This window comes from Streptomyces sp. NBC_00012 (genome assembly GCF_045040875.1).
Classification (GTDB): Bacteria; Actinomycetota; Actinomycetes; order Streptomycetales; family Streptomycetaceae; genus Streptomyces.
In genome coordinates this window covers 561,192-583,249 of record NZ_CP108310.1, presented here as the reverse complement: position 1 = coordinate 583,249, position 22,058 = coordinate 561,192, and the positions used below count along the sequence as shown (strand labels likewise).

General features: G+C 69.0%; 20 protein-coding genes and 4 pseudogenes. 13 read left to right on the top strand and 11 right to left on the bottom strand.

Features of this window, described 5'->3' with window-relative positions; genetic code table 11:
• Positions 1-69: 69 nt before the first annotated feature.
• From OHA19_RS42080 to OHA19_RS42070, 3 genes are read right to left on the bottom strand one after another with little or no spacing between them, the layout of a single operon-like run.
• Positions 70-1,011: a GNAT family N-acetyltransferase gene (locus OHA19_RS42080; RefSeq protein WP_331749729.1), complete on the bottom strand. Its 942-nt coding sequence runs from the start codon at positions 1,009-1,011 to the stop codon at positions 70-72.
• Between the two features lie 30 nt (positions 1,012-1,041).
• Entirely contained in the window at positions 1,042-1,377 is a 336-nt protein-coding gene (locus OHA19_RS42075) for an SDR family oxidoreductase (protein ID WP_405722563.1), read from the bottom strand.
• A gap of 56 nt (positions 1,378-1,433) precedes the next feature.
• Entirely contained in the window at positions 1,434-4,016 is a 2,583-nt protein-coding gene (locus tag OHA19_RS42070; protein WP_331754445.1) for a hypothetical protein, read from the bottom strand.
• 155 nt (positions 4,017-4,171) lie between these two features.
• Between OHA19_RS42070 and OHA19_RS42065 the strand changes: the two genes are divergently transcribed.
• The 8 genes from OHA19_RS42065 (at position 4,172) to OHA19_RS42030 (ending at position 13,412) form a co-directional block, all read left to right on the top strand.
• Positions 4,172-5,335 carry an ROK family transcriptional regulator gene (locus OHA19_RS42065; RefSeq protein WP_331749735.1) on the top strand — a complete coding sequence of 388 codons (1,164 nt, stop codon included), beginning with the start codon at positions 4,172-4,174 and terminating at the stop codon, positions 5,333-5,335.
• A 354-nt stretch (positions 5,336-5,689) separates the two neighbouring features.
• Positions 5,690-6,949, top strand: a complete 1,260-nt coding sequence (locus OHA19_RS42060) for a Gfo/Idh/MocA family oxidoreductase (protein WP_331749738.1) — start codon at positions 5,690-5,692, stop codon at positions 6,947-6,949.
• A 53-nt stretch (positions 6,950-7,002) separates the two neighbouring features.
• Positions 7,003-8,262: an extracellular solute-binding protein gene (locus OHA19_RS42055; RefSeq protein WP_331749740.1), complete on the top strand. Its 1,260-nt coding sequence runs from the start codon at positions 7,003-7,005 to the stop codon at positions 8,260-8,262.
• A 129-nt stretch (positions 8,263-8,391) separates the two neighbouring features.
• Positions 8,392-9,297, top strand: coding sequence for a sugar ABC transporter permease (locus tag OHA19_RS42050; RefSeq protein ID WP_331749742.1), 906 nt, complete (start codon positions 8,392-8,394; stop codon positions 9,295-9,297).
• A gap of 2 nt (positions 9,298-9,299) precedes the next feature.
• Entirely contained in the window at positions 9,300-10,259 is a 960-nt protein-coding gene (locus tag OHA19_RS42045) for a carbohydrate ABC transporter permease (protein WP_331749745.1), read from the top strand.
• A gap of 6 nt (positions 10,260-10,265) precedes the next feature.
• Positions 10,266-11,294: an epimerase gene (locus OHA19_RS42040; RefSeq protein ID WP_331754443.1), complete on the top strand. Its 1,029-nt coding sequence runs from the start codon at positions 10,266-10,268 to the stop codon at positions 11,292-11,294.
• Between the two features lie 86 nt (positions 11,295-11,380).
• The gene (locus tag OHA19_RS42035; RefSeq protein ID WP_331750732.1) at positions 11,381-12,400 is read left to right on the top strand and encodes a dihydrodipicolinate synthase family protein; all 1,020 of its coding nucleotides are present in this window, start codon (positions 11,381-11,383) and stop codon (positions 12,398-12,400) included.
• Entirely contained in the window at positions 12,384-13,412 is a 1,029-nt protein-coding gene (locus OHA19_RS42030; RefSeq protein ID WP_331749748.1) for a hydroxyacid dehydrogenase, read from the top strand. The genes OHA19_RS42035 and OHA19_RS42030 overlap by 17 nt, the downstream gene beginning before the upstream one ends.
• 100 nt (positions 13,413-13,512) lie before the next feature.
• Here OHA19_RS42030 and OHA19_RS42025 read toward each other — a convergent pair.
• Together OHA19_RS42025 and OHA19_RS42020 are read right to left on the bottom strand one after the other, a co-directional pair.
• Positions 13,513-14,529 (bottom strand): annotated as a pseudogene (locus tag OHA19_RS42025) (IS3 family transposase).
• Between the two features lie 35 nt (positions 14,530-14,564).
• Positions 14,565-14,888, bottom strand: coding sequence for a hypothetical protein (locus tag OHA19_RS42020; protein WP_331749753.1), 324 nt, complete (start codon positions 14,886-14,888; stop codon positions 14,565-14,567).
• A gap of 263 nt (positions 14,889-15,151) precedes the next feature.
• Between OHA19_RS42020 and OHA19_RS42015 the strand changes: the two genes are divergently transcribed.
• Positions 15,152-15,352 carry a hypothetical protein gene (locus OHA19_RS42015; RefSeq protein ID WP_331763068.1) on the top strand — a complete coding sequence of 67 codons (201 nt, stop codon included), beginning with the start codon at positions 15,152-15,154 and terminating at the stop codon, positions 15,350-15,352.
• A 69-nt stretch (positions 15,353-15,421) separates the two neighbouring features.
• Here the strand turns inward: OHA19_RS42015 and OHA19_RS42010 are convergent, their stop codons facing one another.
• Together OHA19_RS42010 and OHA19_RS42005 are read right to left on the bottom strand one after the other, a co-directional pair.
• Complete coding sequence (locus OHA19_RS42010; protein WP_331749755.1) at positions 15,422-15,613, bottom strand: hypothetical protein; 192 nt, start codon at positions 15,611-15,613, stop codon at positions 15,422-15,424.
• The gene (locus OHA19_RS42005; protein ID WP_405753480.1) at positions 15,595-15,798 is read right to left on the bottom strand and encodes a hypothetical protein; all 204 of its coding nucleotides are present in this window, start codon (positions 15,796-15,798) and stop codon (positions 15,595-15,597) included. The genes OHA19_RS42010 and OHA19_RS42005 overlap by 19 nt, the downstream gene beginning before the upstream one ends.
• A 286-nt stretch (positions 15,799-16,084) precedes the next feature.
• Here OHA19_RS42005 and OHA19_RS42000 point away from each other — a divergent pair, with 286 nt between their 5' ends.
• The 3 genes and pseudogenes from OHA19_RS42000 to OHA19_RS41990 form a co-directional block, all read left to right on the top strand.
• Positions 16,085-16,945, top strand: coding sequence for a phosphotransferase (locus OHA19_RS42000; RefSeq protein ID WP_405722932.1), 861 nt, complete (start codon positions 16,085-16,087; stop codon positions 16,943-16,945).
• A 331-nt stretch (positions 16,946-17,276) separates the two neighbouring features.
• Positions 17,277-18,043, top strand: a pseudogene (locus tag OHA19_RS41995) (GNAT family N-acetyltransferase); the annotation flags it as partial.
• Positions 18,001-18,126 (top strand): annotated as a pseudogene (locus OHA19_RS41990) (IS5/IS1182 family transposase); the annotation flags it as partial. The pseudogenes OHA19_RS41995 and OHA19_RS41990, both read left to right, overlap by 43 nt.
• A gap of 702 nt (positions 18,127-18,828) precedes the next feature.
• Here the strand turns inward: OHA19_RS41990 and OHA19_RS41985 are convergent.
• A complete protein-coding gene (locus OHA19_RS41985; protein WP_331749760.1) occupies positions 18,829-19,248 on the bottom strand; it encodes a RidA family protein in 420 nt (139 codons plus the stop codon).
• A gap of 290 nt (positions 19,249-19,538) precedes the next feature.
• A complete protein-coding gene (locus OHA19_RS41980) occupies positions 19,539-20,039 on the bottom strand; it encodes a cupin domain-containing protein (RefSeq protein WP_331749764.1) in 501 nt (166 codons plus the stop codon).
• Between the two features lie 120 nt (positions 20,040-20,159).
• Here OHA19_RS41980 and OHA19_RS41975 point away from each other — a divergent pair, with 120 nt between their 5' ends.
• Complete coding sequence (locus OHA19_RS41975) at positions 20,160-20,699, top strand: MarR family transcriptional regulator (protein WP_331749766.1); 540 nt, start codon at positions 20,160-20,162, stop codon at positions 20,697-20,699.
• Between the two features lie 6 nt (positions 20,700-20,705).
• On the opposite strand, the pseudogene OHA19_RS41970 reads toward OHA19_RS41975, so the two are convergent.
• Positions 20,706-21,110: pseudogene (locus tag OHA19_RS41970) on the bottom strand (histidine phosphatase family protein); the annotation flags it as partial.
• A gap of 84 nt (positions 21,111-21,194) precedes the next feature.
• On the bottom strand, positions 21,195-21,989 hold the full coding sequence (locus OHA19_RS41965; RefSeq protein WP_331749768.1) for an SDR family oxidoreductase: 795 nt from the start codon (positions 21,987-21,989) through the stop codon (positions 21,195-21,197).
• Between the last annotated feature and the right edge of the window lie 69 nt (positions 21,990-22,058).

The window sequence follows — 22,058 nt, the reverse complement described above, 5'->3', positions numbered from 1 at the left end:
GGCGGCGGCCTGCCCCGAGCTACGACTGGCGTTGCTGGCGCAAACGCATCAGGCCCTGGGACTATTGGCTCAGAACGAGTCGCCATGCCAGTGGGTTGCTCCCGTGGCCTGCAGCGTGGCGCGTATCGCCTCCGGCGGGGCAAGGAGCGGGCGGGCCATACCCACCGTCTGCGTCCGCTCCCGGGCCTGATCCTGGGCGAGGAGCCGGGGCAGGGCAGCTCGGACGGCTGGGTCCTCGGGGAGGTGGGCCCGGCCGACTGCGGCGCCCGCCGCACGGGCCCGGCGGGCCACAGCAGCGAGCAACTCACCGAGGGCCGCCGGCGCGGCTTCCGTCACCGCGCACTCGCGGACCTCGACGGCCTCGCCGATGTGCTGGGTCACGGTGTAGCCGACCGCCGTCCCCCCGTTGTCCTCGGCGATCAGCCATTCGGCGCCGGGGCCGTACCAGGCGGGCACGCGGTGGATCCAGTCGTTGGCCGTCCGCACCGCGGTGAGTGGGCGTGCGGCGTTGAATCCGGCGTGCAGTTCTGCCAGCCGCGGGGCGTCGGTCGGGGTGGCCGCACGGATGCGGAAGCGGGGCTCGGGTGGGCCAACAGCGGTGAGCGGGCCCTCAGCCCAGGAGGTGCGGAAGCCGGTCCAGCCCGAGCGCTCGTAGACCCCGGTAGTGGCCGTGAACAGCAGGGACCATGCGCAGGACTCGGCGGTCATGGTCTCGGCGGCAATGGTGAGCAGTCGGCGAACCAGGCCCTGGCCCCGTGCCTCGGGGCGGGTGGCGACATTGCCGATGCCGCCCACCCGTTCCACCCGGCCGTGGGCGTCGCGGAGCTGCCGCGGCACGTAGCAGACGACGGCGTCGACCGTGTCACCGCGCGCGGCCACGAAGGTCCGCCGGTGGCGGTCGGGGTCCAGGGCGTGCAGCGCCGGGAGGTGCGGGGCGTCGAAGCAGATCGCCCATAGCGCGTGCACGGCTGCCTCGTCGGCCGGGGCGAGGGTGCGCAAGGTGTGTGTCATGGCGTCAAGTTTCCTTCTGTGCTGACCCGGTCACCAAAGGTTGGCAGAGCTGGGCGTCGTACGCCGCGACGCGGCGGGGCAGATGAAGCGCATCCGGTGCATCTGTTCGGCGAGCACGCCGCCGTCCACGACGATCCGGGCCCCGTTGATGTACGCCCCGGCGTCCGAGGCGAGCAGCAGCGCGCCCACGTTCTCGTCGGGCACCGAGTAGCAGCCAAGCGGAATACGCTCCCGGCAGGCCGTCTCGAACGCATCGCGGTCGAAGGGGAACGCGCCGTCGATCGGGGTCCGGACCGTGCCGAGTGCGAGGGTGTTGGCGGTGATGCCGTGCGGTGCGAGTCCGACGGCGAGGGCTGAGCGCCGCATCGACGACACCGGGCCACGGCGTACGGTCGCCGTGGCCCGGTGTCCGCGCGTGGGTGTCACCCGCGCCTGGTCTGTTGAAGGCTCACCGCGTCGACGTATCCGGTCATGAGGTTCCACGCGGACGAGTACAGCGAGACGCGGACCGACGCCGTACCAGGCGGAGCCGTACCACTCGCCTGCGCGTCGATCCAGCGCCGCTGGTCCGCGCTGCGGAGCGGTGCGCTCGCCATCCGGCCGACCGGCTGGCCGGCCCCGTCGAGGAAGCTCAGCAGCAGCACCGAATCGTCGGTGTTTCCGTCCTCGATGTATACCTTGGCACGGGCCCGGTAGTACGCCCCCGCGGCAGCCGGCACCGGCTCACTGGTCAGCTCCGCCGACGCCTCGGGGCCGCTCCGGGCCGCATCGATGATCTTCATGCTGCGTCTGCCGGTGTACGCCCGCTCTTGGGAGAGGGTGAACAGGGTGCCACCGCCCTGCCACCCTGGGACGGCGCCGTCGTCCAGCGGCGCCACCTCGAAGCCGGCGTTGTCGACGGCCACGGCGCCGGCCAGGCCGTGGCGCACCGGGATCATCCGCAGCCGGGACTCCGCCGTCTTGCCGAGGAAGTAGATGTTCTCGTGGCCGTCGGCGTCCCGGGCCAGGGTCATGAAGGCGACCTCCTCGTCGTATTCGCCGAGTGTCATGTGGTCCATGGTCTTGGGGTCCACAACGGTGAGCTTGCTGGCCAGGGTGGTGTACAGCAGGCCGTCGGCGCCCCAGCGGAGGTAGACCGGCCGCCACATGCCGTAGTTCTTCACCTCGGGGTAGACGTTCTTGTACTTGACGACCTGGAGGGTGTCCGTGTCCATCGCGAACAGGAATCCGTCGGCCGCGCCCCACAGCAGGCCGTCGCGGCCGAAGCTGAGACCGCTGATCATCTTCGGGCTGTCGAGGCCGGGGAGGTCGAGGGCGAACTCCTTGACCTTGCGTTCGCCGGCGACATCCCAGACGAACATCTTGGCCTCGGACTCGGTGGTGTCGGTCCCCAGACCGCCGTGGACGGTGGTGGAGCCGTAGATCCGTCCGCCGCGCTGGGCGAGCCCGGCGACGCTCTGGTTGTGGACGATGTCGGGGTAGGTCTTCTTCTCCCCGTCGTCGGGGTCGTAGATGGTCAGCGCGCCGCCGAGCTTGCCGTAGTCGGGGATGGAGCCGATGAGCAGCTTGCCGTCGTGGGCCTTCATCACATACGGCCGGTCCTGTTCGGAGCCGAGACGGAACTTCTCGGAGACGGCCGGGGTCGCCGCGTCCAGCTTCGCCGAGGAGATGATGCCTCCGGGGTAGATGCCGAAATACATCGTGTCGCCCAGGCCCGCCATGCCCTCGGCCTGGCCCATCGGGAAGCGGGTGGTGCGGCCGGTGCGCGGGTCGAAGCGGGACCCGGTGCCGCCGGGGTAGCCGCTCATGAACAGCGTGCCGTCCGGCGCCGCCTCCAGGTTGTGCAGCGGGTTCGGCGCGCCCTGCACCACCGAGGGCAGCGCCTTGCTCCGCCGTGACGCGATGTCGAAAGCGGTGATCCTGCCGCCCGACTGCAGGGTGACGAGCGAGGTCCCGGGGAGATCCGGATCATTGAGCGGTATCCAGGCGGCACCGCGCAGCGAGGTACCGAAGGCGATTCCGGTCGAGCGGGACTCCAGCGTCGCCGTGTCGATCTCGTACAGCTCGCGGTTGTTGGTGACGTACACCTTCCCGTCCCGCGACTGAAGCTGGTTGAAGGAGAAGGCCCCGGCGTCCGAAGGTGTGTTCTTACCGACGGACTTGTCGCTCCACTTGCTGGCGTCGAGGTCGTAGAAGAGCAGCTTCATCTGCGGGTCGGTGAACTTGACGAACAGCCAGCCGTCGACGACCGCCATGTCGTAGGCGAAGGGCACCTCCTGGGGCTCCACTCCGAGGAGCGCCGGGACCTGGTCGGAGATCTTCGTCTTCGTACCGGTGGCGGTGTCGAGCCGGATGACGTCACCGACGGAGCCCACGCCCGCGTAGACGGATCCGTCGTGGTAGGCGATGGAGCGCACGTACTGCTGGCCGGGCACCATCTGCCCGTAGTCGTGGAAGTCCTTGCTCTGCGGGTCGTATCTGAACACCTTGCCGTTGGGGAAGGTGCCGATCCAGACGTTGCCCTCCGGGTCCGTGGTCATCGACCACAGCGACTTCTCGCCCGGAACGGTGCCGAGCTTGCGCACTTCCTTGTCGGCCGGGCTGTAGCTCCACAGCTCTCCCGTCTGGCCGCCGGTGATGGCGGCGATGTAGACGGTGCCGTCGGGGCCGATCGCATGCCGCCAGGACTGCTGCACGCCAGGCAGCGTGAAGGAGCGCAGCAGCCGGTTGTCCCGGATGTCGATGACGTTGAAGATCGCGTTCTCGGCGGAGACCGTCGCGTACATCGTGGGCCGGCCGTCCTCCGTGCCCACCACGGCGTCGTTGATGGAGACCGTTTCCTGCTGGACGCCGAGGTCGGCCTCGGGGCCGAACCACGTCCGGTCCAGTGCCGATTTACTGGTGCCGCCACCTCCCCGGGCCGCGGCCAAGGGTGCGGGACCCGCGACCAGAACGGTCAGGGCGAGCAGCAGGATGAGGAGCGGTCTAGGGCGTTTTCGGGGCACAGTGGTCCCTCCAGATTATGAGAGTCTTCCGCATAAGTAGGCGTTTTGTTCGCAGACTTGAGCGACCTCAGCGTCCTCCTGACGCTTGACCATCGCAATGTTTTCGTGGACTCTCTGATTAATCCCTACGGCTGAAACGACGTCAAGAGGAATACATGGACGCATCCCGACCCGCCGGCGGTGACTTGGCGCAGCTGCGTCGGCTCAACGCGTTCGGCGCGCTGCGGGCGCTGAGAAGTGCCAGCGCGCCGGTGACGCTGACCGAGCTGGCCACGCTCACCGGTCTCTCCCGCGCCTCGGCGGAGGACCTCGCCACCGAGCTGACCGACCAGGGGTGGGCGGCCGAAGTCCCGCCCGCGCCCGGCGCGGTGGGGCGGCCGGCCCGCCGATACCGGTTCCGGGCCGAGTCCGGTTACGTCTTCGGGCTGGACATCGGCGCCCACAGCGTCCTCGCCGTGCTCGCCGACCTCTGCGGCACGGTCGTCACCACGGCCCGCCGAACGGTGCCGCCGGACATCCGGCGCGCCGACCGGCTTGCCGTCATCGGCGACGTGATGACCGAGTGCCTGGACGACGCGGGAATCGACGCCCACCGGATCTGGACGATCAGCGCCGGCACCACCGGCGTCGTCGGCCCGGAGGGAGACGTCGTACTCGCGGGAGCGGCCGCCGACTGGACCGGTGTACGGCTCGCCGAGCACCTGGACGAACGCTGCGCCGGGGCGGTCCTGGTGGACAACGACACCCGGCTGGCCGCACTCGCCGAGCAACGCCTCGGTGCGGCACGGGACATCGAGGACGCCGTCTACATCCACGCCGGTCTCGGCCTCAGCGCGGCGCTGATCATCGGCGGCCGGGTGCACCGGGGATACGGCGGCGCGGCGGGCGAGATCGGCAGCTTCCCCGTCACCCCCTGGGCGACTGCCGCCACCCGCCTGGCGTGTTGTCCCGCCGTCCCGTCCGACGTACCCCCGCGGAACGCCGCCGCCCATGTGCTGGCCGCCGCCCGCCGGGGCGACACCGTCGCCGTGCGCGCCGTCGACCGCTACGCCAGCGACGTGGCCCTCGGCCTGGCGGCCATGGTGCTGACCGTCGACCCGCAACGAGTCGTGCTGGGTGGGGGACTGGCCCAGTCCGCCGACGTCCTGCTCCCCCGCCTCCGTAACCGTTTGGAGCCGCTGTGCATCCGGGTCCCCGATCTCCAGCCGTCCTCGCTCGGCGACGACCGGGTCGCGCTCGGTGCGATCTGGCGAGCCGTCGAGCACGTCGAGACGACGTATCTCGCGCACAACCGGCGGCCCACGGCGGCGCGCCCGTGAACGGCCGTTCCGCCACGGCGGCGCGCCCGTGAACGGCCGTTCCGCCACGGCGGCGCGCCCGTGAACGGCCGTTCCGCCACGGCGGCGCGCCCGTGAACGGCCGTTCCGGACCTCCCGTCATCGACCCGGGCAGCCCGTGTTCCGGATCGCGGAGACCACTGCGCGGTCCGCCTTCCGGCTTTCAGGCGGCCCCGGTACGCGCCGTATGCATCGGCAGCTGGCCCCTGTCAGCTCTCCGCACCCGGTAACCGTTTACGGCTCCGCGTCCAGGCATCGCCGCGGGAGACGCCTCCCGGCCCACCGTACGCCTTGTCCGTCGCGTGCCTCTCCTTCACCTCTAGGGAGCTTTTGGGAATGTCCATGCACCTTCCGATATCCGATCGGCCCGTCCGCGTGGCTCTCGTCGGCGCCGGCAACCGCGGCCTCACCTATGCCGCGTGGATCAAAGCCCACCCCGAACGCGCCCGCCTCGTGGCCGTGGCCGATCCCCGGCCGGCGGCCCGCGCCGCGGCCGGGGCGGAGCTCGAGTTCGACGACTGGCGGCCGCTCGTCGAGGGGGACGCCATCGCCGACGCCGTCATCGTCGCCACCCAGGACCGCAATCACGTCGAGCCCGTCCTGGCTCTGGCGCGGGCCGGGTACGCGATCCTCGCCGAGAAGCCACTGGCGCCCAGCGAGGCCGAGACCCGCACCCTCATCGAGGGCGTGGAGAAGGCGGGCGTGCTCTTCGCCGTCTGCCATGTTCTGCGCTACACCCCCTACACCGACCTGGTGAAGGAGGTTGTCGACTCGGGCGTGCTGGGCGAACTCGTCAGCGTCGAGCACCTGGAGCCCGTCGGCTGGTGGCACTACGCGCACTCCTACGTCCGCGGGCCCTGGCGCAGTGAGCGGGCGTCCTCGCCGATGCTGCTCGCCAAGTCCTGCCACGACCTGGACTGGATCTCCTACGTCACCGGGGAGCGCATCGAGCAGGTCGCCAGCTTCGGTGGGCTCAAGCACTTCCGGCCCGAGAACGCCCCGGCCGGTGCCGCGGAGCGCTGCCTGGACTGCGCCGTCGAGGACGGCTGCCCCTACTCCGCACTCAAGCTGTACGTGCCGACACTGCGCGAGCACGGCTCCGTCTGGCCGGTCACCCACGTCACGGACTCCACGGACGAGACCGAGCTGCTGACCGCGCTGCGCGAAGGCCCGTACGGCCTGTGCGCCTACCGCGTCGACAACGACGTGGTCGACCACCAGGTCCTCGCCATGCAGCTGTCCGGCGGCATGACCGCGACGTTCACCATGGTCGCCTTCACCGAACAGGCCGACCGCCAGACACGGATCTTCGGCTCGCACGGCTGGCTGCGCGGCGACGGCAAGCGCGTCACCGTCCACGACTTCCGCACCGACAAGGTCACCGTCCGCGAGGTCGACACGAGCGGTTCCAACGCCGCCGAGGGACACGGCGGCGGAGACACGGCGTTGGTTGATGCCTTCGTCCACGCCGTCGCCACCGGCGACCCGGCCGCGGTCCGCTCCGGCACCAAGGCCACGCTCGGCAGCCATCTGGCGGCCTTCGCCGCCGAACGCGCCCGCCTCACCGGCTCCGTACAGAGCGTGCCGGTGCGCTGATTTACGTCCCCGAACAACACCGTTCCCCGCTCATCCCCAGGAGGTTTCCGCTCATGTTCCGTATCGCCCGTCGCCGGCCGAGACCCCGTGCCGTCACCGTGCCGCTGCTCTCAGCTGCCCTCGCCACCACCGTCCTCGCCGGCTGCGGATCCGGGACCGGGGACGGCGGCAGCACCATCACCATGTGGACCTACCCGGTCATCTTCGACGAGGCCAAGAACAAGGCTTACTGGGACGGCCTGGTCAAGGAGTTCGAGAAGAAGCACACCGGCACCAAGGTGAAGGTCGAGACCTTCCCGTGGGCCAACCGCGACACCGCACTCGCCACCGCCATCGGCGCGGGAAAGGGGCCGGACGTCGTCTACCTCATCCCGGACCAACTGCCGAAGTACGAGCGGAGCATCGTGCCCGCGGACCAGTACATGCCGGCCAAGGCCAAGGCGGACTACACCAAGTTTGCCCTCGACTCCGTGACCGTCGACAGCAAGGTGCTCGGCACCCCCGTCCTCACCAGCGCCAACCCGCTCATCTGCGACAAGCGCGTCTTCAAGGCCATCGGCGAGAGTGAATACCCCACCACCTGGGACGAATTGGCCGGCCTCGCTCCGAAGCTGAAGAAGAAGGGGTACTACGCCACCAGCTACAGCGGTGACACCCAGCAGACCCTCAATATGACCTTCTACCCGTTGCTGTGGCAAGCAGGCGGGGACGTCTTTTCCAAGGACGGCTCGAAGCCCGCCTTCAACAGCGCCGCCGGCGTCAAGGCGCTGACCTACCTCAAGGATTTCGCCGACCGCGGCTACACCGACAAGGACCTGATCACCACCACGCCGAAGGTGGAGCAGACCCCGGTCGCCCGGGGCAAGGTCGCCTGCACCTGGCAGAACACCCCGGCCGACGTCGAACCGTTCTGGGGCAAGGAGAACATCGCAGTCCAGCCGCCGCTGAAGGAGACGGCATCGGTCGGGTACGGCACGGTCGGGGCGCTGTCCATGCTCAAGGGGGCCGACGTCAAGGCGGCTGGAGAGTGGATCTCGTTCGTCGCCGAGGCAAAGAACGCCGCCGGACTGGAGAAGCAGTCCGGTACCTTCCCGGCCCGCACCTCCGCCGGGAACCTCCATCCCGACGACAAGATCCTCACCGCCGTCGCCGACACACTCCCGGCCATGGAGGTCGGGCCGCTGGAAGAGAAGTCCCGTGAGGTGATGGGCGTCCTCGCCCCGGAGATCCAGGCCGCGATGCTCGGCAAGAAGTCTCCCCGGCAGGCCCTCGACGACGCTGCCAAGGCGGCCGGTCCGCTGCTCGGTCGCTGACACCGGCGCCCCCGCCCGTCCGCCGAACCACACGCCCGGCGGACGGGGGGACCACCGCTCCCCGCTCCCCGCACCCCGCACCCCGCACCCCGCACACCGCACCCCGCACCCCGCACAGAGGAGGTCACCGTGGCAGTCGTCGCGGAACCAACCCGCCCAGGTCGCCGCAGCGGGCCGCAGGCGCGCCGTGAGGCCCGTATCGGTCTGCTCTTCGTCCTCCCCTGCCTGCTGCTCTTCCTTGCCTTCCGCTTCGGCCCCGCCGTGGCCGGGGTGCTGATGAGCTTCACCGACTACTCCCTGACGGGCGGTGGCAGTTTCATCGGGCTGGACAACTTCACCCGCCTGTGGGACGACCCGCTGTTCTGGCAGGCGCTGAAGGTGACGGTCCTCTACACCGTGCTCGCGGTGCCGGGCACGCTGATCGCGTCGGTGTCCCTGGCGCTGATCACCCGCCGCGCGTTCCGCGGCGCCAAGTTCTTCCGTTCGGTGTTCTTCCTGCCGGTCGTCACCTCGCTGGTGCTGGCCGCCACCGTCTTCGTCTGGATCTTCTCGACCGGTGGGCCGTGGTCCACCCTGATGAGCTGGTTCGGGATGTCCGAGGGCTCCTGGCTCTCCGACGACGTGCTGGTGCTGCCCGCGCTCGCGATCATCGGCGTCTGGTCCCGCTTCGGATACGGGATGCTCATCCTGCTGGCCCGGATGCAGGACATCCCCCGTGAGCTGGAGGAGGCGGCGCTCACCGACGGCGCGGGCCCCTGGCAGCGGTTCCGGTACATCGTGCTGCCGCAGCTCAAGCCCGCCCTGTTCTTCCTCGCCGTGATCGAGACGACGGCCTCGTTCCAGGTCTTCGACGCGGTCTACACCATGACCGGCGGCGGCCCCGCCAACGCCAGCTACACGCTCGTCTTCCAGCTCTACGACGCGGGCTTCAAGTACTTCGACCTGGGTTACGCCTCCGCCATCGGCGTCGCGCTCTTCGCGCTGACCGTGGTGGTCGCGGTGATCCAGCGGCTCGTGATCGGGAAGGACCAGTGACCATGACCGCAGCACCCGCCCAGACCGAGACCCCGCCCGGGACCCCGCCCGCGCCGAAGGCCCCCGCGACCCCCGACCGGGCCGCCCGCCGCGCCGAACGCAAGCTGCGCAAACTCTCCGAGCAGGACACCGTCCCGTACGGCATGCGGCCCACCCGGGCCGGCCGGATCGGCCGCGCCGTCCTGCTGACGGTGGCCGCGATCGTGACGATCTTCCCGTTCTACGCGATGGTCGTGCTCTCCCTGAAGCCGTCCGCAGCGGTCGAGTTCCCCGGCAGCCTGCTGCCGTGGCCGCTGACCGGCGAGGCGTACGACACCGTCATGAACGCCCAGGACGTACCGCGCTGGCTGTTCAACACACTGATCTACTCGGTCGTCTCCGTCGTCGGCGTGCTGCTGCTCGCCTCGCTCGCCGGGTACGCCTTCGCCAAGAAGCGCTTCCCCGGCCGGGAGACGATGTTCTGGTCGTTCCTGTCGATGGTGATGGTCCCCTACCACGTCACGATGATCCCGACCTTCGCGATGATCGCGAAGCTGGGCGGCGTGGACACGTACTGGGGTCTGATCGTGCCGACCCTGGCCAACGCCCAGGCGGTGTTCCTGATGCGGCAGTTCATCCAGGGACTGCCGGACGAACTCTTCGAGGCGGCCCGGCTGGACGGCTGCAACGAGTGGCAGATCTTCTACCGGATCGTGCTGCCGCTGCTGAAGCCGATCCTGGCCACCCTCGGAGTCTTCGTCTTCCTGTGGCACTGGAACGACTTCCTGTGGCCACTGGTCATCGGCCAGTCCACCGACATGCGCACCCTCACCGTCGGCATCGCCTCGCTCCAGCAGCAGAACGTGCCGCTCAACGTGGTGCTCTCCGGCTCCGTCATCGCGTTCGTGCCCATCTTCGCCGCGTACATGGTGGGCCAGCGCTACTTCACCGAGGGCGTCACCGCGTCCGGAATCAAGGGATAGCTACGAATGTTCACCGATGAAGCCGCGCTCGAAGAGCGGCTCAGTACCCCCTCGACCGCCCTCGTCCGGGACCTCGCCCGGCTCGACGGCGACCTGCTCGTGCTCGGCGCCGGCGGCAAGATGGGCCCCAGCCTGTGCCGGCTCGCCCGCCGCGCGCTGGACGCCGCGGGCCGCACCGACCTGACCGTACACGCCGTCTCCCGCTGGTCCGACCCGGCCGCGGCACAACAGCTGGAGGACGCCGGCGTCCGTACCGTGTCCTTCGACCTCATGGATCCGGCCGCCGACCTCAAGGAGCTGCCCGACGCGGAAAACGTCGTCTTCATGGTCGGCGCCAAGTTCGGCTCGGCGGACGCCCCCTCGCATGCCTGGGCCGTCAACGCCGCCCTGCCCGACCCGGTCGCGCGCCGCTGGCCGGACGCGCGGATCGCCGCGTTCTCCACCGGCAACGTCTATCCACAGGTGCCGGTGTCCTCCGGCGGGTGCACCGAGGACGACCCGGTCGGGCCGGTCGGCGAGTACGCCATGTCGTGTCTCGGCCGGGAGCGGATCTTCGGCCACGCGGCCCTCACCCGCGGCACCCGGGTCGCCGCCATCCGTCTCAACTACGCGGTGGACCTGCGCTACGGCGTCCTCGCCGACATCGCGTACCGCGTACAGGCCAGCGAGCCCGTCGATGTGACGACCGGTCACGCCAATGTGGTCTGGCAGGGGTACGCCAACGAGGTCGCGCTGCGATCCCTGCTGCACACCTCCGCTCCGGAGCCCTTCACCCTCAATCTCACCGGGCCCGAGACCGCCTCCGTACGGCGGCTCGCGCACTGGTTCGGTGAGGAGTTCGGCAAGGAGCCCGTGATCGCCGGCGAGGAGGCTCCGACCGCGCTGCTGTCCGACGCGAGCGCCTGCCACGCCCTGTTCGGCTACCCGGACGTGTCCCTGCGGACCCTGGTCCGCTGGCAGGCGGACTGGCTGCACCGCGGGCTGCCACTGTCCGGCAAGCCCACCAAGTTCCAGGTCCGCGACGGAAGGTTCTGATCCCCGTGTCCCGTACGCCCGCAGCCGCGACCACTCCCAAACCCGTACCCTCCTCGGCGGCCGCGGCAGCCCCGGCACGCACTCCGATGGACGTGCTCGCTGAGGGAGCCGTCATCCCCGCTCATCCACTCGCCCTCGGCGCCGACCACAAGCTCGACGAACGCCGGCAACGCGCACTGACCCGTTACTACCTGGCCTCCGGCGCGGGTGGCCTCGCCGTCGCCGTCCACACCACCCAGTTCGAGATCCGCGAACCGGGCATCGGCCTGCTGGCACCGGTCCTCGAACTCGCCGCCGAGACCGTGCGGAACGAGGCCGGCCACCCCGTCGTCACCGTCGCCGGGGCCTGCGGCCACACCGCGCAGGCCGTCTCCGAAGCCGAGCTCGCAGCCTCCCTCGGCTACGACGCCGTGCTGTTGAGCCCCGCCGTGCCCGGCGCCGACGAGAAGGGGCTGCTGGAGCGGGCCCGCGCCGTCGGCGAGGTGCTGCCGGTGATCGGCTTCTACCCCCAGGAGGCCGTCGGCGGCCGTTATCTCTCGCCGTCGTTCTGGAGCTCATTCGCAGACCTGCCGAACACCGCGGCCATCAAGATCGCGCCCTTCGACCGCTACCGCACCGCCGATGTCGTACGGGCCGTGGCGGCCGCCGATCGCTCTGACGAGGTCGCCCTGTACACCGGCAACGACGACGACATCATCGGCGACCTGCTCACCCCGTACGAGACCAAGGGCACTCGGCGGTGGTTCGCCGGCGGGCTGCTCGGCCAGTGGGCCGTTTGGACCGGCTCCGCCGTCACCCTCCTCGATCAGGTCCGGCGGGCACGCGCCGGTGACCACGACGCCATGGTCGGCTGCCTCGCCCGCCGTCCGGAGCTCACCGACGCCAACAGCGCTGTGTTCGACGTGCGCGGCGGATTCCGCGGCTGTATCGCGGGTGTCCATGAAGTGCTGTGCCGCCAGGGTCTGTTGGAGGGCATCTGGTGTCTCGATCCGAAGGAGGTCTTGTCTCCCGGCCAGGCCGAAGAGATCACCCGGGTCGCCACGGCCTACCCCTGGCTCACCGACGACGACTTCGTCGCGGAGCACGTCGATGACTGGCTCTCCTGACCCGGGGGCGGCCCGCCTGCCGCGGGTCGTCGTCGCCGTACCCCCGCACCTTCGTGAGCAGTTCTTCACCCCCGCGGTGTGGCAGAGCCTCTGCGCCGTGGCGCAGCCGGCCGTCCTCGACGAGCACACCGACCGGGACGCACTCGGTGCGGCGCTGCCCGGTGCCCGTGCCCTGATCACCGCTTGGGGCACGCCCCGCCTCAGCGAGGAACTCCTCAACGTCGCTGACCGACTGGCGATCGTCGCCCACACCGGATCGGCGGTCGCCCCGTACGTCACCGAGGAAGTCTTCCGGCGTGGGATCCTCGTCACCCAGGCCGGTGACGCGATGGCACGCCCGGTCGCCGAGGTGGCCCTGGCGTTCACCCTCGCCCTGCTGCACCGCATCCACCGCTTCGACCACGCGCTGTGCGGCGGAGCCGACTGGGACGAGGCCAGCCAGGCACCGCCGCGGCACGAGATCCAGGGCTGTGCGATCGGCGTCATCGGAGCGTCCCGCACCGGTCGTGCGTACATCGAGCTGGCGAGGGCACTGGGGGCACAGGTCGCGGTCACCGACCCGTATCTGACGGCCGAGGACGCACAGCGGCTCGCGGTACGGGTGGTGCCGCTGGACGAACTGCTCCGTGGCAGCCGGATCGTCGCTGTGCACGCCCCTGCCACCGCCGAGACCCGGCGCATGCTGGGTGCGCGCGAACTGGCGCTGATGCCCGACGGCGCCGGTCTGGTCAACACCGCCCGTTCCTGGCTCGTTGACGAGGACGCGCTTCTGGCGGAGGTGTCGGCGGGCCGGCTGGACGCTGCGATCGACGTCTTCGACACCGAACCACTGCCGGTCCGCCACCTGTTCCGGAAACTGCCGAACGTTCTGCTGACCCCTCATCAGGCGGCGGGCACCGCCGAGTGCCGTCAGCGGCTCGGCGCAAGTGCCGTGGAGGAGGTGCTGCGGTTCCTGCGCGGCGAGCCACCATTGCACTTCGTGGGGCCGGACGCACTGGCTCGCGTCCTTTGATCACTCGACCGCAACCACACCGGGCCCCAGAGGTCGACCAGTTGTTCCTCGGGGTCGAAGGCCTCTCTGAGGTTGATCCCCGGGAGTGGACACCGGGGTTTCATGCAACGAGTGACAGCGTAGGTGACGTGATCGGTTGCTGTTCGAACTCGGCTGGTGTGAGGTAGCCGAGCGCGGAATGCCGACGGCGCCGGTTGTAGTACGACAGCCAGCGGAACAGCTCGAGCCGGGTCTGTGCCTTGGAGGTCCAGCTCCTCCCGTGGAGCAACTCGCGCTTGAGGCCCTGGAAGAACGACTCGGCGAGGGCGTTGATGCCCCTATGGGTGTCAAGCGGCATCTCGGGCTGGTCCCGTGTCATTGGCCGCGGTGTTTGCGGGGACGATGAGCCGGTAGATCTCTCGTGCGACGTACCGCGCATCACCAGGTCCGGAGCAGGCGGCGCGGTCCTGTCCGCGATCGTCGTCCGCTTCTTCTTCCGCAGGTGACGGCCGACGATGTGGTTGATCCGCATCAGCCGGGTCACACGCTTGCGGTTGATCCTCCGCCCTCTCGCACGCAGCTCAGCATGGACGCGTGGGGCTCCGTAGGCGCCATGGTGTTCGGCGTGGACGGCGTGGACGGCGTGGACGGCGCGGATCTCGCTCAGGGTCCGCTTCTCCTCGGCCCGGCGCTCGGCGCGGGCCTGCTCGGTGGCCAGGTGCTGGTAGTAGCCGGCACGGGACGCCCCGAGCACCCGGCAGATCCGCTTGACGCCGAAGTCGGCGCGGCTTTCGGAGATGAAGTCCCAGCGGCGGGGGCTCACTTCACCTCCCGAGCGAAATAGGCGGCTGGCTGCCCGGCGCAGGATCTCGCGCTCCAGCTGCCACTCCTGCTCGGCCTTGAGCAGCCGGGCGTTCTCCACCCGCAGCCGGGCCAGCTCCTCGGCCACGCTCACGCTGCCGTCGCGGCCCTCGGGCGCGGCCTGGGTCTCGTCCTTGCGCACCCACGTCCGCAGCGATTCCGCGGTGATGCCGAGATCTGCGGCCACCGCCGCGTACGTCCGCTTCCCGGACGCGGCGCGGCAGAGCGCGACGGCATCCTCCCTGAACTCCTCCGGATACGGAGACTTGCGTCCCACCTGGACATCCCTCCCTGGACCGTCAAGATCCATTGTCAGGGTGTCCACTCCACAGGATCATCCTCATGCAGTTCGTCGCCCTCGATGACGGTCACGCCCTGAGATCCGTGCGCGAACTTCTGCAGGACTTCGGTGGGGTTGAGGGGGCACACGTCCTCGTGCCGCTGGTCCATGGCGAGCCGGAACAGCGCGCCCCGGGGAGCACGGCCCACCGAGGTGCGCTGGGACACCACCGGTGCCATACAGAACGCGCAGATCAGCGGGATCTTCTGGCGGCGCCACCAGGGTTCGTCGTCGATCTCGTGCGCGAAGACCTTCTCGCCGATTGTGCCGCACTGGTACAGGCGTGCTTTGTTCACCGCCTTCTCCCCTTGATCCGCAGGGTTCAGGGGACCACGAATGCAGGGTGTGTGGAAGGACGGGCCAAGACCGGACGAGAACGGCCCGGGAGTAAGAACCGGTGCGACAGACCTGCGCTACAGCACTGACCTGTGAGAACAGGGGCTGCAACGGCCGTGCACAGTACTCGCCCGGCCCTGCCGCCCACCAGGGCGCCGTCACCCGCAGGAGTGGATCGTCCGTCACTGCTGCCTCTGCCCAGTCGCCTCGGTACGGTGCCGCCATGGATGGCGCGACGGTAGAGGTGGAGCTTCACGGCGGCCCGCTGGACGACTGGGTGGTCCCCGTGGACAGGGACGATCCCGATCCATGGACGGCGATCATCAGCGAATACGGCCGGTATCCCGGCGGGCGGTCCCTCTACAGCCCTGATACCGGTGGGGCTTGGCGGGGGGTTCGCGACCTGCGCCCGGACGGGATGTGATGCCACCTCCGCGTCAGGGTGACGGGGCGCGGGTCTGGGGCTACGAGCAGCGATGACAACCGGGCTGGGTCAGTCCGGCGGCCACGACTTCAGCACGAGCCCGTCGGCTGCTTCGTCGGCGAGGGTGACCCGGGCGCCGTTGACGCTGCAGCGCTCGCCGATCCATCTCAGGTACTTCCGTTCGGCGATCGGTAGGTCGGGCCACCAGCCGCGCATGATGGTCCGGGCTCCGATCGCCAGGGTCAGCTGATAGCGATCCATGATGGCTGCACCGCTTCGGTGGCAGTTGTCAGGGCGGCGCACGCCGTTCGGGCCGCCTCCCGCAGCACGGCGAGCGGCTCCGCGAGTGTCGCCTGCGGGCCGAGCGGGGTGGTGGCGACGAGGCAGGGAACGCAGCGGTCCACCCAGCGCCGGCCGTGCTCGGGCGTTTCAACGACCCCGGCCACAGTCGAAGGCCGGCCACAGCGCACGCATGGATGCCTGCCGTCGAGGCGCTGGATGCCGGCGCTCCCGCGCGGCGTCCATGGCGGGGCGGGATCCAGCTCCGACGGATCGATGGCGAGGGATCGCAGCAGGTCAGCGTCGACCATTGTCCGGTGCCACTGAACCTTGATCGTTTGCCACTGAACTTTGACCGGTGGCCATCTGATTGTGCCGAGCCACGATAGTTGGCACCTGGCCACGCTGGTTGGCATCGCCCTCGCTCATCTATGCCAAGATTCGAGGGTGGATATGACCGACGTAACGCGTGCGATCGCGGCTGCGACTTCGGTCGCCGCATCGCTCGACCTGCCAACCAACGATGCAATCGTTCTCCACAACTCGAACAAGCTGGCACTGCGGCTGACGCCATGCGACGTCTTTGCCCGGGTCGCCCCTGTGGGACAAGAGGTTGCACAGTTCGAAGTCGATCTCGCTCAGCGGCTCACCGAGGTCGGATGCCCGGTGTGTCCCTTGGAGCCTCGGGCGGACCCGCGTGTGTACACGCGCGATGGCTTCGCAGTGACGCTGTGGACCTACTACGAGCCCGTGACACCTCACACCTCACCCGTCGACTACGCCAAGGCGCTGGAGCAGTTGCACGCCGGCATGCGCAAGGTCGATGTGCCGAGCCCGAGGTTCACGGACCGGATCACGGAGGCGGAAGAAGTTGTCGCCGACCCGGGTCGCTCGCCGGAACTCACCGACGCGGACCGCGTGTTCCTCAGCGGCAGGCTAGCAAGCCTGCGACGAGCGATCGACGACCGCGGCGCCGTGGAGCAGCTGCTCCACGGCGAGCCGCATCCAGGCAATGTGCTCAGCACGAAGAACGGCCCGTTGTTCATCGACCTCGAGACGTGCTGCCGTGGACCCGTCGAGTTCGATCTCGCCCATGTTCCCGAGGCGGTCTGCGAGCACTACCCAAGCGTTGACCAAGGGCTGCTGGACGAGTGTCGGCAGCTCGTTATCGCGATGGTCGCCGCGTGGCGTTGGGAGCTTGGCGACCAGTTTCCGAATGGGAGGCGATTCGGAGAGGAATTCCTGCGCTTGCTGCGCGAGGGTCCTCCTTGGCCGACACTCGACACAGTGACCAGGCGACTGGATGGTCTGTAGAAAACGCCGAAGGTCACGTGAAAGCGGCAAGGAACCAAGCGACGAGACTGTCGTCGTTGAACCCCATGCGCGCCGGCCTCGCTGCCGCGCTGAACCATGGCGCCGGTGCCAACAAGCGTGGCAATTCGTTACAGATGCCAAGAATCTTGGCCAGACGGTGCCAACTACTGTAGCGTGGCCAGGCTGTTGGGAGCCCCAGGTCACACAGGCCGATTAGTGCCAACTATCGCGGCCCGGCACACTGATGGTTGAAGGCAGCTGGACCAGCCGTGGCGACGCTGCATCCTGAGCAAGTGCTCCCCCGAGTCGACTGCATCCGGGATCATGAAGCATGCTTCCGGATGACTGGCACCTCACCGAAGACGTCGACGACTTCCTCAGCCGAGCCGGGGATTTCCTGCTCTCGCGCCCCGCTCTGCACAACACGCCGCTGACGGACATCGAGAAACTGCGAACACGCGGGGCGGACGCACACGGCCCCGAAGCCACCGTCTTCGGCCGACTGGAATCAGGGGGCGAGATTCGCGCCATCTTTTATCGCACTCCGCGCGGCTACCTGAACTTCACTCCCCTTTCTACCGAGCAGGCCAGCACCCTCGCCGCCCACCTGGCTGGCCTCGGCCACTCCCTCTCCGGCGTTATCGCGGACAGCGACAGCGCTACCGCATCCGCCGAGAGATGGCAGCGGCACACTGGCGCAGCACGGGCCCCCTTCTGGCAGACGCATCTCTACCGTCTCGGCACGCTCACCCCACCGCAGCCGAGCCCAGAGGGCCGAGGCCGCGCTGCGGGCGAGAAGGACCATGAGCAAGTCGTGTGCTGGTGCCGTGAGTTCTGTGCCGACGTCGGAGAGCGCGTCTCCATAGACGCCATCGATGCTGGCTCCTGGGCCACACGCGTTTCGCTTACAAGCACTTCACGTTCTGGGAGGCCCCGGATGGGACACTCGTCTCCATGGCGGGCTCGACTTCGATGATCGGCGGCATGGTCCGGGTGGACCCCGTCTCCACCCCGGCCCCCTTCCGGGGCCGCGGCTACGCGGGCGCCGTGACGGTCGAGGTGAGCAGGGCGGCACGTGCCGCGGGCGCAACGGAAGTACCGCGCGTCCGGGCAGCAAGCACCACCTGATCGTCGACCGGCACGGCACCCCCTTGTCCGTCTCGCTGACCAGCGGAAATCGGCGGCATCGGTATCCCGGGCGATTGCCGGCGGATGGCGGCATCGACGGGAGTGTAGGCATCCTTGCCGCAGGCCCAGGTGCCGTGGCTCGGTTTGATAGCCATGACGAACGGCAGCCCTGCCGAGGCGAGCTGTCTGCGGAAGCCGTCCTGGTCGCCGTAGGCGCAGTCGGCGGCCACGGCCCGGAAGACCACCCCGGCAGCCTTCGCGGTGCGGGTACGTTCCCGTCGGGTCCCCACCAGCCGAGAGGGTGGTCCAGGGGTCGGGCCAGGCCCGGAACGGCGCGAATCGCCTGTGGACAGCTTGCTGGTTGGGGCTGGTGGGGCCTGCTTGGTGATTTTCTCGGATCCGGTGAGGATCGTATCGACGGCTGCTCCGCGGATCTGGTGGGACAGTGCGGCCCGGCCGCTTCACTCTCATCCCCACTCACGCCTTTCCCTACGGTGCTGAATGGAAAGGGCTGGTCAGTACGTTGGAGCAGACGCTTTCTTGGCTCCGTCCTGCGAGAAGAGCGAGACGACGCGCCATGGCGCTGAAGTTGCCGACACCCTGAAGGTCATCGAAGCGTGCGGCGTAGGCTTCCAGCGGGGCCCGGTGCGGGCGGACACGGCAGACGACGGGTCATCACAAGCCCCCAGGCGGCGAGGCGACGTTCCTCTGCTACCGGCCTACTACAGCCCTGACCTGCAGTCAACAAACCACCGCTAGCTTTCGGATCCCTCGGCCGGACGGACCGCGACCGCGTCGATCTCGAAGAGCATCCCGGGCAGCGCGAGCGAGGCGACCCCGCTGAGTGTCTGGGCGGGCAGCCGGTCGGCCCAGGCGCCGTGCAGCGCCTTGCCGAGGATCTCCAGCTTCTCCAGGTCATGGTCGACTATGTACGTGCCGAGCCGTACGACATGTTCGAAGCCAAGACCGACGCCGACGAGCGCGGTGCGCAGGTTACCGAAGGACCGCTCAACCTGTGCAGCAAAGTCACCGGGCACGACCTGGCCGGTGTCGTCGGAGGCGTACTGCCCACCGATGAACACCAGATCGCCGGGTGCGGAAGCGGCATGGCTGTAACCGAACGGGGTGGGGTCGTGCAGCCCGGCAGAGTTGGTGATGGTGCGGCTGTCGTTCATGTGTGACGATTCCTCACTGAAGATTGGGTCTGGACGATCGATTCCATGGCCTGCCCGCCGGTGACGTGACCCGGCGACCGACGGGCCACGGAAGCGCTGCCGTGCGGCTGGCGGAGCTGACAGACCGCAGCTGGGTGCATTACGTGCCGGACAACGGCTTGGCCGGCGTGCGGGTGATCAGGTGCTGTGCGGTGGGGGTGGCGTGTCCGGTGCGGGCGTGGCGCATGAGCTGGTTGAGGGCGTCGGCGAAGTCGGCCTCGTGGCTGTCGGGGTCGGGGTGGCGGGGGCGATCAGTAACGCTGACGGGCCCGCCGCCACGCGGCACTTTCCACGAAGAAGTTGTCGAAGCGCTCTTGCGAATCCAGGAGTTCCTGCGGATCGGCCGTGCCTTTGCGGACACGGTCCAGCAGCCGAAAGTAGTCGAAGCGCTCGACGCCGGGGGTGATGACGATCAGTACGTCGGCGCCCGCATCGGGTTCGGCGGCGAAAGCGTGCGGCAGTCCTGGTGGCACGAGGAGGAAGTCTCCCTCGTCCGCGGTGATCACACTGTCCCCGGTCAGCGCCTGGAGCCGGCCGCCGAGTACGAAGAAGAGCTCGGCGGATCCGGTGTGGCGGTGAGGTGAGGCTCCGTCGGTACCCGCGGTGAGGGTCACCCGTTGGGCGCTCAGGGCCCCGCCGGTGGTGCTGGCGTCGGCGAAGAGCCGTACGGTGCTGTCAGCGCTGCCCAGCATCTCGGCCTCGGCATCCCGGACCAGAATTCCGCCTTGGGCATCGGGAGTGATCAAGGACATATTGCCCCTCCATTCATCGGAGCCGCATCCGACCCCGGCCGCGAGCCGGGATCGCGACAGAAGTGATTCCATGTCGAATAGTACGACACCTAACTATCAGTCGTCGAATAAGGTGGGGACGTGACCAAGGAAGACGTGACCAAACAGGGCGCGACCGTCGAGGAACGCCGGAAGCCCAGGGACGCGGTCGACCAGGTCCTCGACCAGTGGCACAAGGAACGGCCGGATCTGGACCTGTCGGCGATGGGAGTCTTCGGACGGCTGGGTCAGCTCTCACTCATCCTCACCCCTGCACTCGAAGAAGTCTTCGCCCAACATGGCCTGCGCCGCGGCGAGTTCGACGTCCTGGCCGCACTGCGCCGATCCGGGCCCCCGTACACCCTGATCCCGTCCGCCCTCGCGAAGACGCTGATGCTTTCCCGTGCCGGCATGACCAACCGCCTGGACCGCCTGGAGGCGGACGGTCTGGTGGAACGCCGTCTCGATCCCACCGACCGCCGCAGCCTGCATGTCGCGCTCACCGGCCGCGGACGCAAGGTCGTCGACGCCGCGGTCACCGACCACGCCGCCAACGAATCCCGCCTCCTCTCCGCCCTCACCCCCGACGAACGCGAAACTCTCGACCACGCCCTTCGCGCCCTGCTCCGGGCGATCGAGTAATTGAGGTCATCCGGCTTTGGCGGAGTCGAGATGGCGGGTGTCACCGAGGCTGACGACTTGACGGTTGTGGAAGAAGTCGTCTTCGCGGAGCGTGGTGATGCTGCCGCAGGGGGCCCGGAAACTGGCGTAGCCACCCGACTCCATCGGCATTTTGATTCAGGACGCCACGACGCACGTCAGGGAGCCGCCGTGCGTCACGATGATCTGCTGTTCGCAAGGGCTCTGCAAGATCTCGTCCATGGCCGCGTAGATGCGCTGCGCCTACGTCGCCTTGGTCTCTGCGCCCTCCACACCTTCGTTGTGTTCCATCCGCTCCCCGACAGCCGGCGGGGGGACGAAGCGCCGGCCCAGCCACTCCTGCGACTTTCCCTCCGCCTCGCCGTAGGACTTCTCCCGCAGCCTGCGATCCACGGGCATACGCGAGGGGCCTCGGCCACCGTCCGAGGTCTTCGCCCAGGACGACGACGTCGCGTTCACGGTTCGCCGGCGGGCCCTTTACGCGCTCGGGCGTACGCTGCGTTCGGCGATGCGGATCAGGGGGCGCTCGGGTACCAGGCGGCTGACGACGCGTGACACCAGGGCGTTGCCGGCGCCGTCGACGACGGTCGCCTTGCGTCCGCCGAGTGCCGTGAGTGCTGTGGCGACGACCTGCTGCGGTGTGCGCCGGGCGCCGACCGACGCGTTGTCACCGGCCACGTCGAAGAACGGGGTGTCGGTGGCGCCCGGGCAGATCCCGAGGACGGTCACACCGGTGCCGCGGGTCTCGCCCCAGAGGGAACGCGTGAAGGACAGGACGAATGCCTTCGTCGCGGAGTACACCGCCATGTGCGGCACCGCCTGGAATCCGGCCGTGCTGGCGACGTTGATGACGGTGCCGCGCCCGCGCTCGACCATGCCGGGCAGGAGCCGGGTGGTGTTGCCGACGAGCGTGCCGACGTTGAGCTGCACCTGGGACGCCATGTGGCCGGGGTCGGCCTCGGCGAGGTCGCCGTGGGAAGCGAAGCCGGCGTTGTTGATGAGGATGTCCACGGCGACGCCCTGCTCGTCGAGCATGCGCGCGAGGGTCTCGGAGGAGTCGGGCAGGGATAGGTCGAGGGCGATGGGTCTGACAGTCACGCCGTGCTTGGTCCGCAGGGTCGAGGCGAGTTCCTCCAGCTTGTCTTTCGAACGGGCGACGAGGACCAGGTCCACACCGCGGGCGGCCAGCTGGCGGGCGAACTCGGCGCCGATTCCTGACGAAGCGCCGGTGACGACGGCCAGCTGGGAGGTGAGGGTGTCCGAGTAGTTCATATCTGTCTCCATACCTACTTGAAGGTTTTTTTCTTGGTGATGAAAAGGCCCGGCTTGCCGACGTGCGTG

Bases quoted from the DNA above. Each gene is read 5' to 3' on its own strand.
- OHA19_RS42075 (WP_405722563.1), bottom strand. From the start codon at position 1,377: ATGCGGCGCTCAGCCCTCGCCGTCGGACTCGCACCGCACGGCATCACC.
- OHA19_RS42010 (WP_331749755.1), bottom strand. From the start codon at position 15,613: ATGGATCGCTATCAGCTGACCCTGGCGATCGGAGCCCGGACCATCATG.
- OHA19_RS42000 (WP_405722932.1), top strand. From the start codon at position 16,085: ATGACCGACGTAACGCGTGCGATCGCGGCTGCGACTTCGGTCGCCGCA.
- OHA19_RS42035 (WP_331750732.1), top strand. From the start codon at position 11,381: ATGGACGTGCTCGCTGAGGGAGCCGTCATCCCCGCTCATCCACTCGCC.
- OHA19_RS42040 (WP_331754443.1), top strand. From the start codon at position 10,266: ATGTTCACCGATGAAGCCGCGCTCGAAGAGCGGCTCAGTACCCCCTCG.
- OHA19_RS41985 (WP_331749760.1), bottom strand. From the start codon at position 19,248: ATGAACGACAGCCGCACCATCACCAACTCTGCCGGGCTGCACGACCCC.
- OHA19_RS41965 (WP_331749768.1), bottom strand. From the start codon at position 21,989: ATGAACTACTCGGACACCCTCACCTCCCAGCTGGCCGTCGTCACCGGC.
- OHA19_RS42080 (WP_331749729.1), bottom strand. From the start codon at position 1,011: ATGACACACACCTTGCGCACCCTCGCCCCGGCCGACGAGGCAGCCGTG.
- OHA19_RS42030 (WP_331749748.1), top strand. From the start codon at position 12,384: ATGACTGGCTCTCCTGACCCGGGGGCGGCCCGCCTGCCGCGGGTCGTC.
- OHA19_RS42045 (WP_331749745.1), top strand. From the start codon at position 9,300: ATGACCGCAGCACCCGCCCAGACCGAGACCCCGCCCGGGACCCCGCCC.
- OHA19_RS42055 (WP_331749740.1), top strand. From the start codon at position 7,003: ATGTTCCGTATCGCCCGTCGCCGGCCGAGACCCCGTGCCGTCACCGTG.
- OHA19_RS42060 (WP_331749738.1), top strand. From the start codon at position 5,690: ATGTCCATGCACCTTCCGATATCCGATCGGCCCGTCCGCGTGGCTCTC.
- OHA19_RS42065 (WP_331749735.1), top strand. From the start codon at position 4,172: ATGGACGCATCCCGACCCGCCGGCGGTGACTTGGCGCAGCTGCGTCGG.
- OHA19_RS41980 (WP_331749764.1), bottom strand. From the start codon at position 20,039: ATGTCCTTGATCACTCCCGATGCCCAAGGCGGAATTCTGGTCCGGGAT.
- OHA19_RS42015 (WP_331763068.1), top strand. From the start codon at position 15,152: ATGGATGGCGCGACGGTAGAGGTGGAGCTTCACGGCGGCCCGCTGGAC.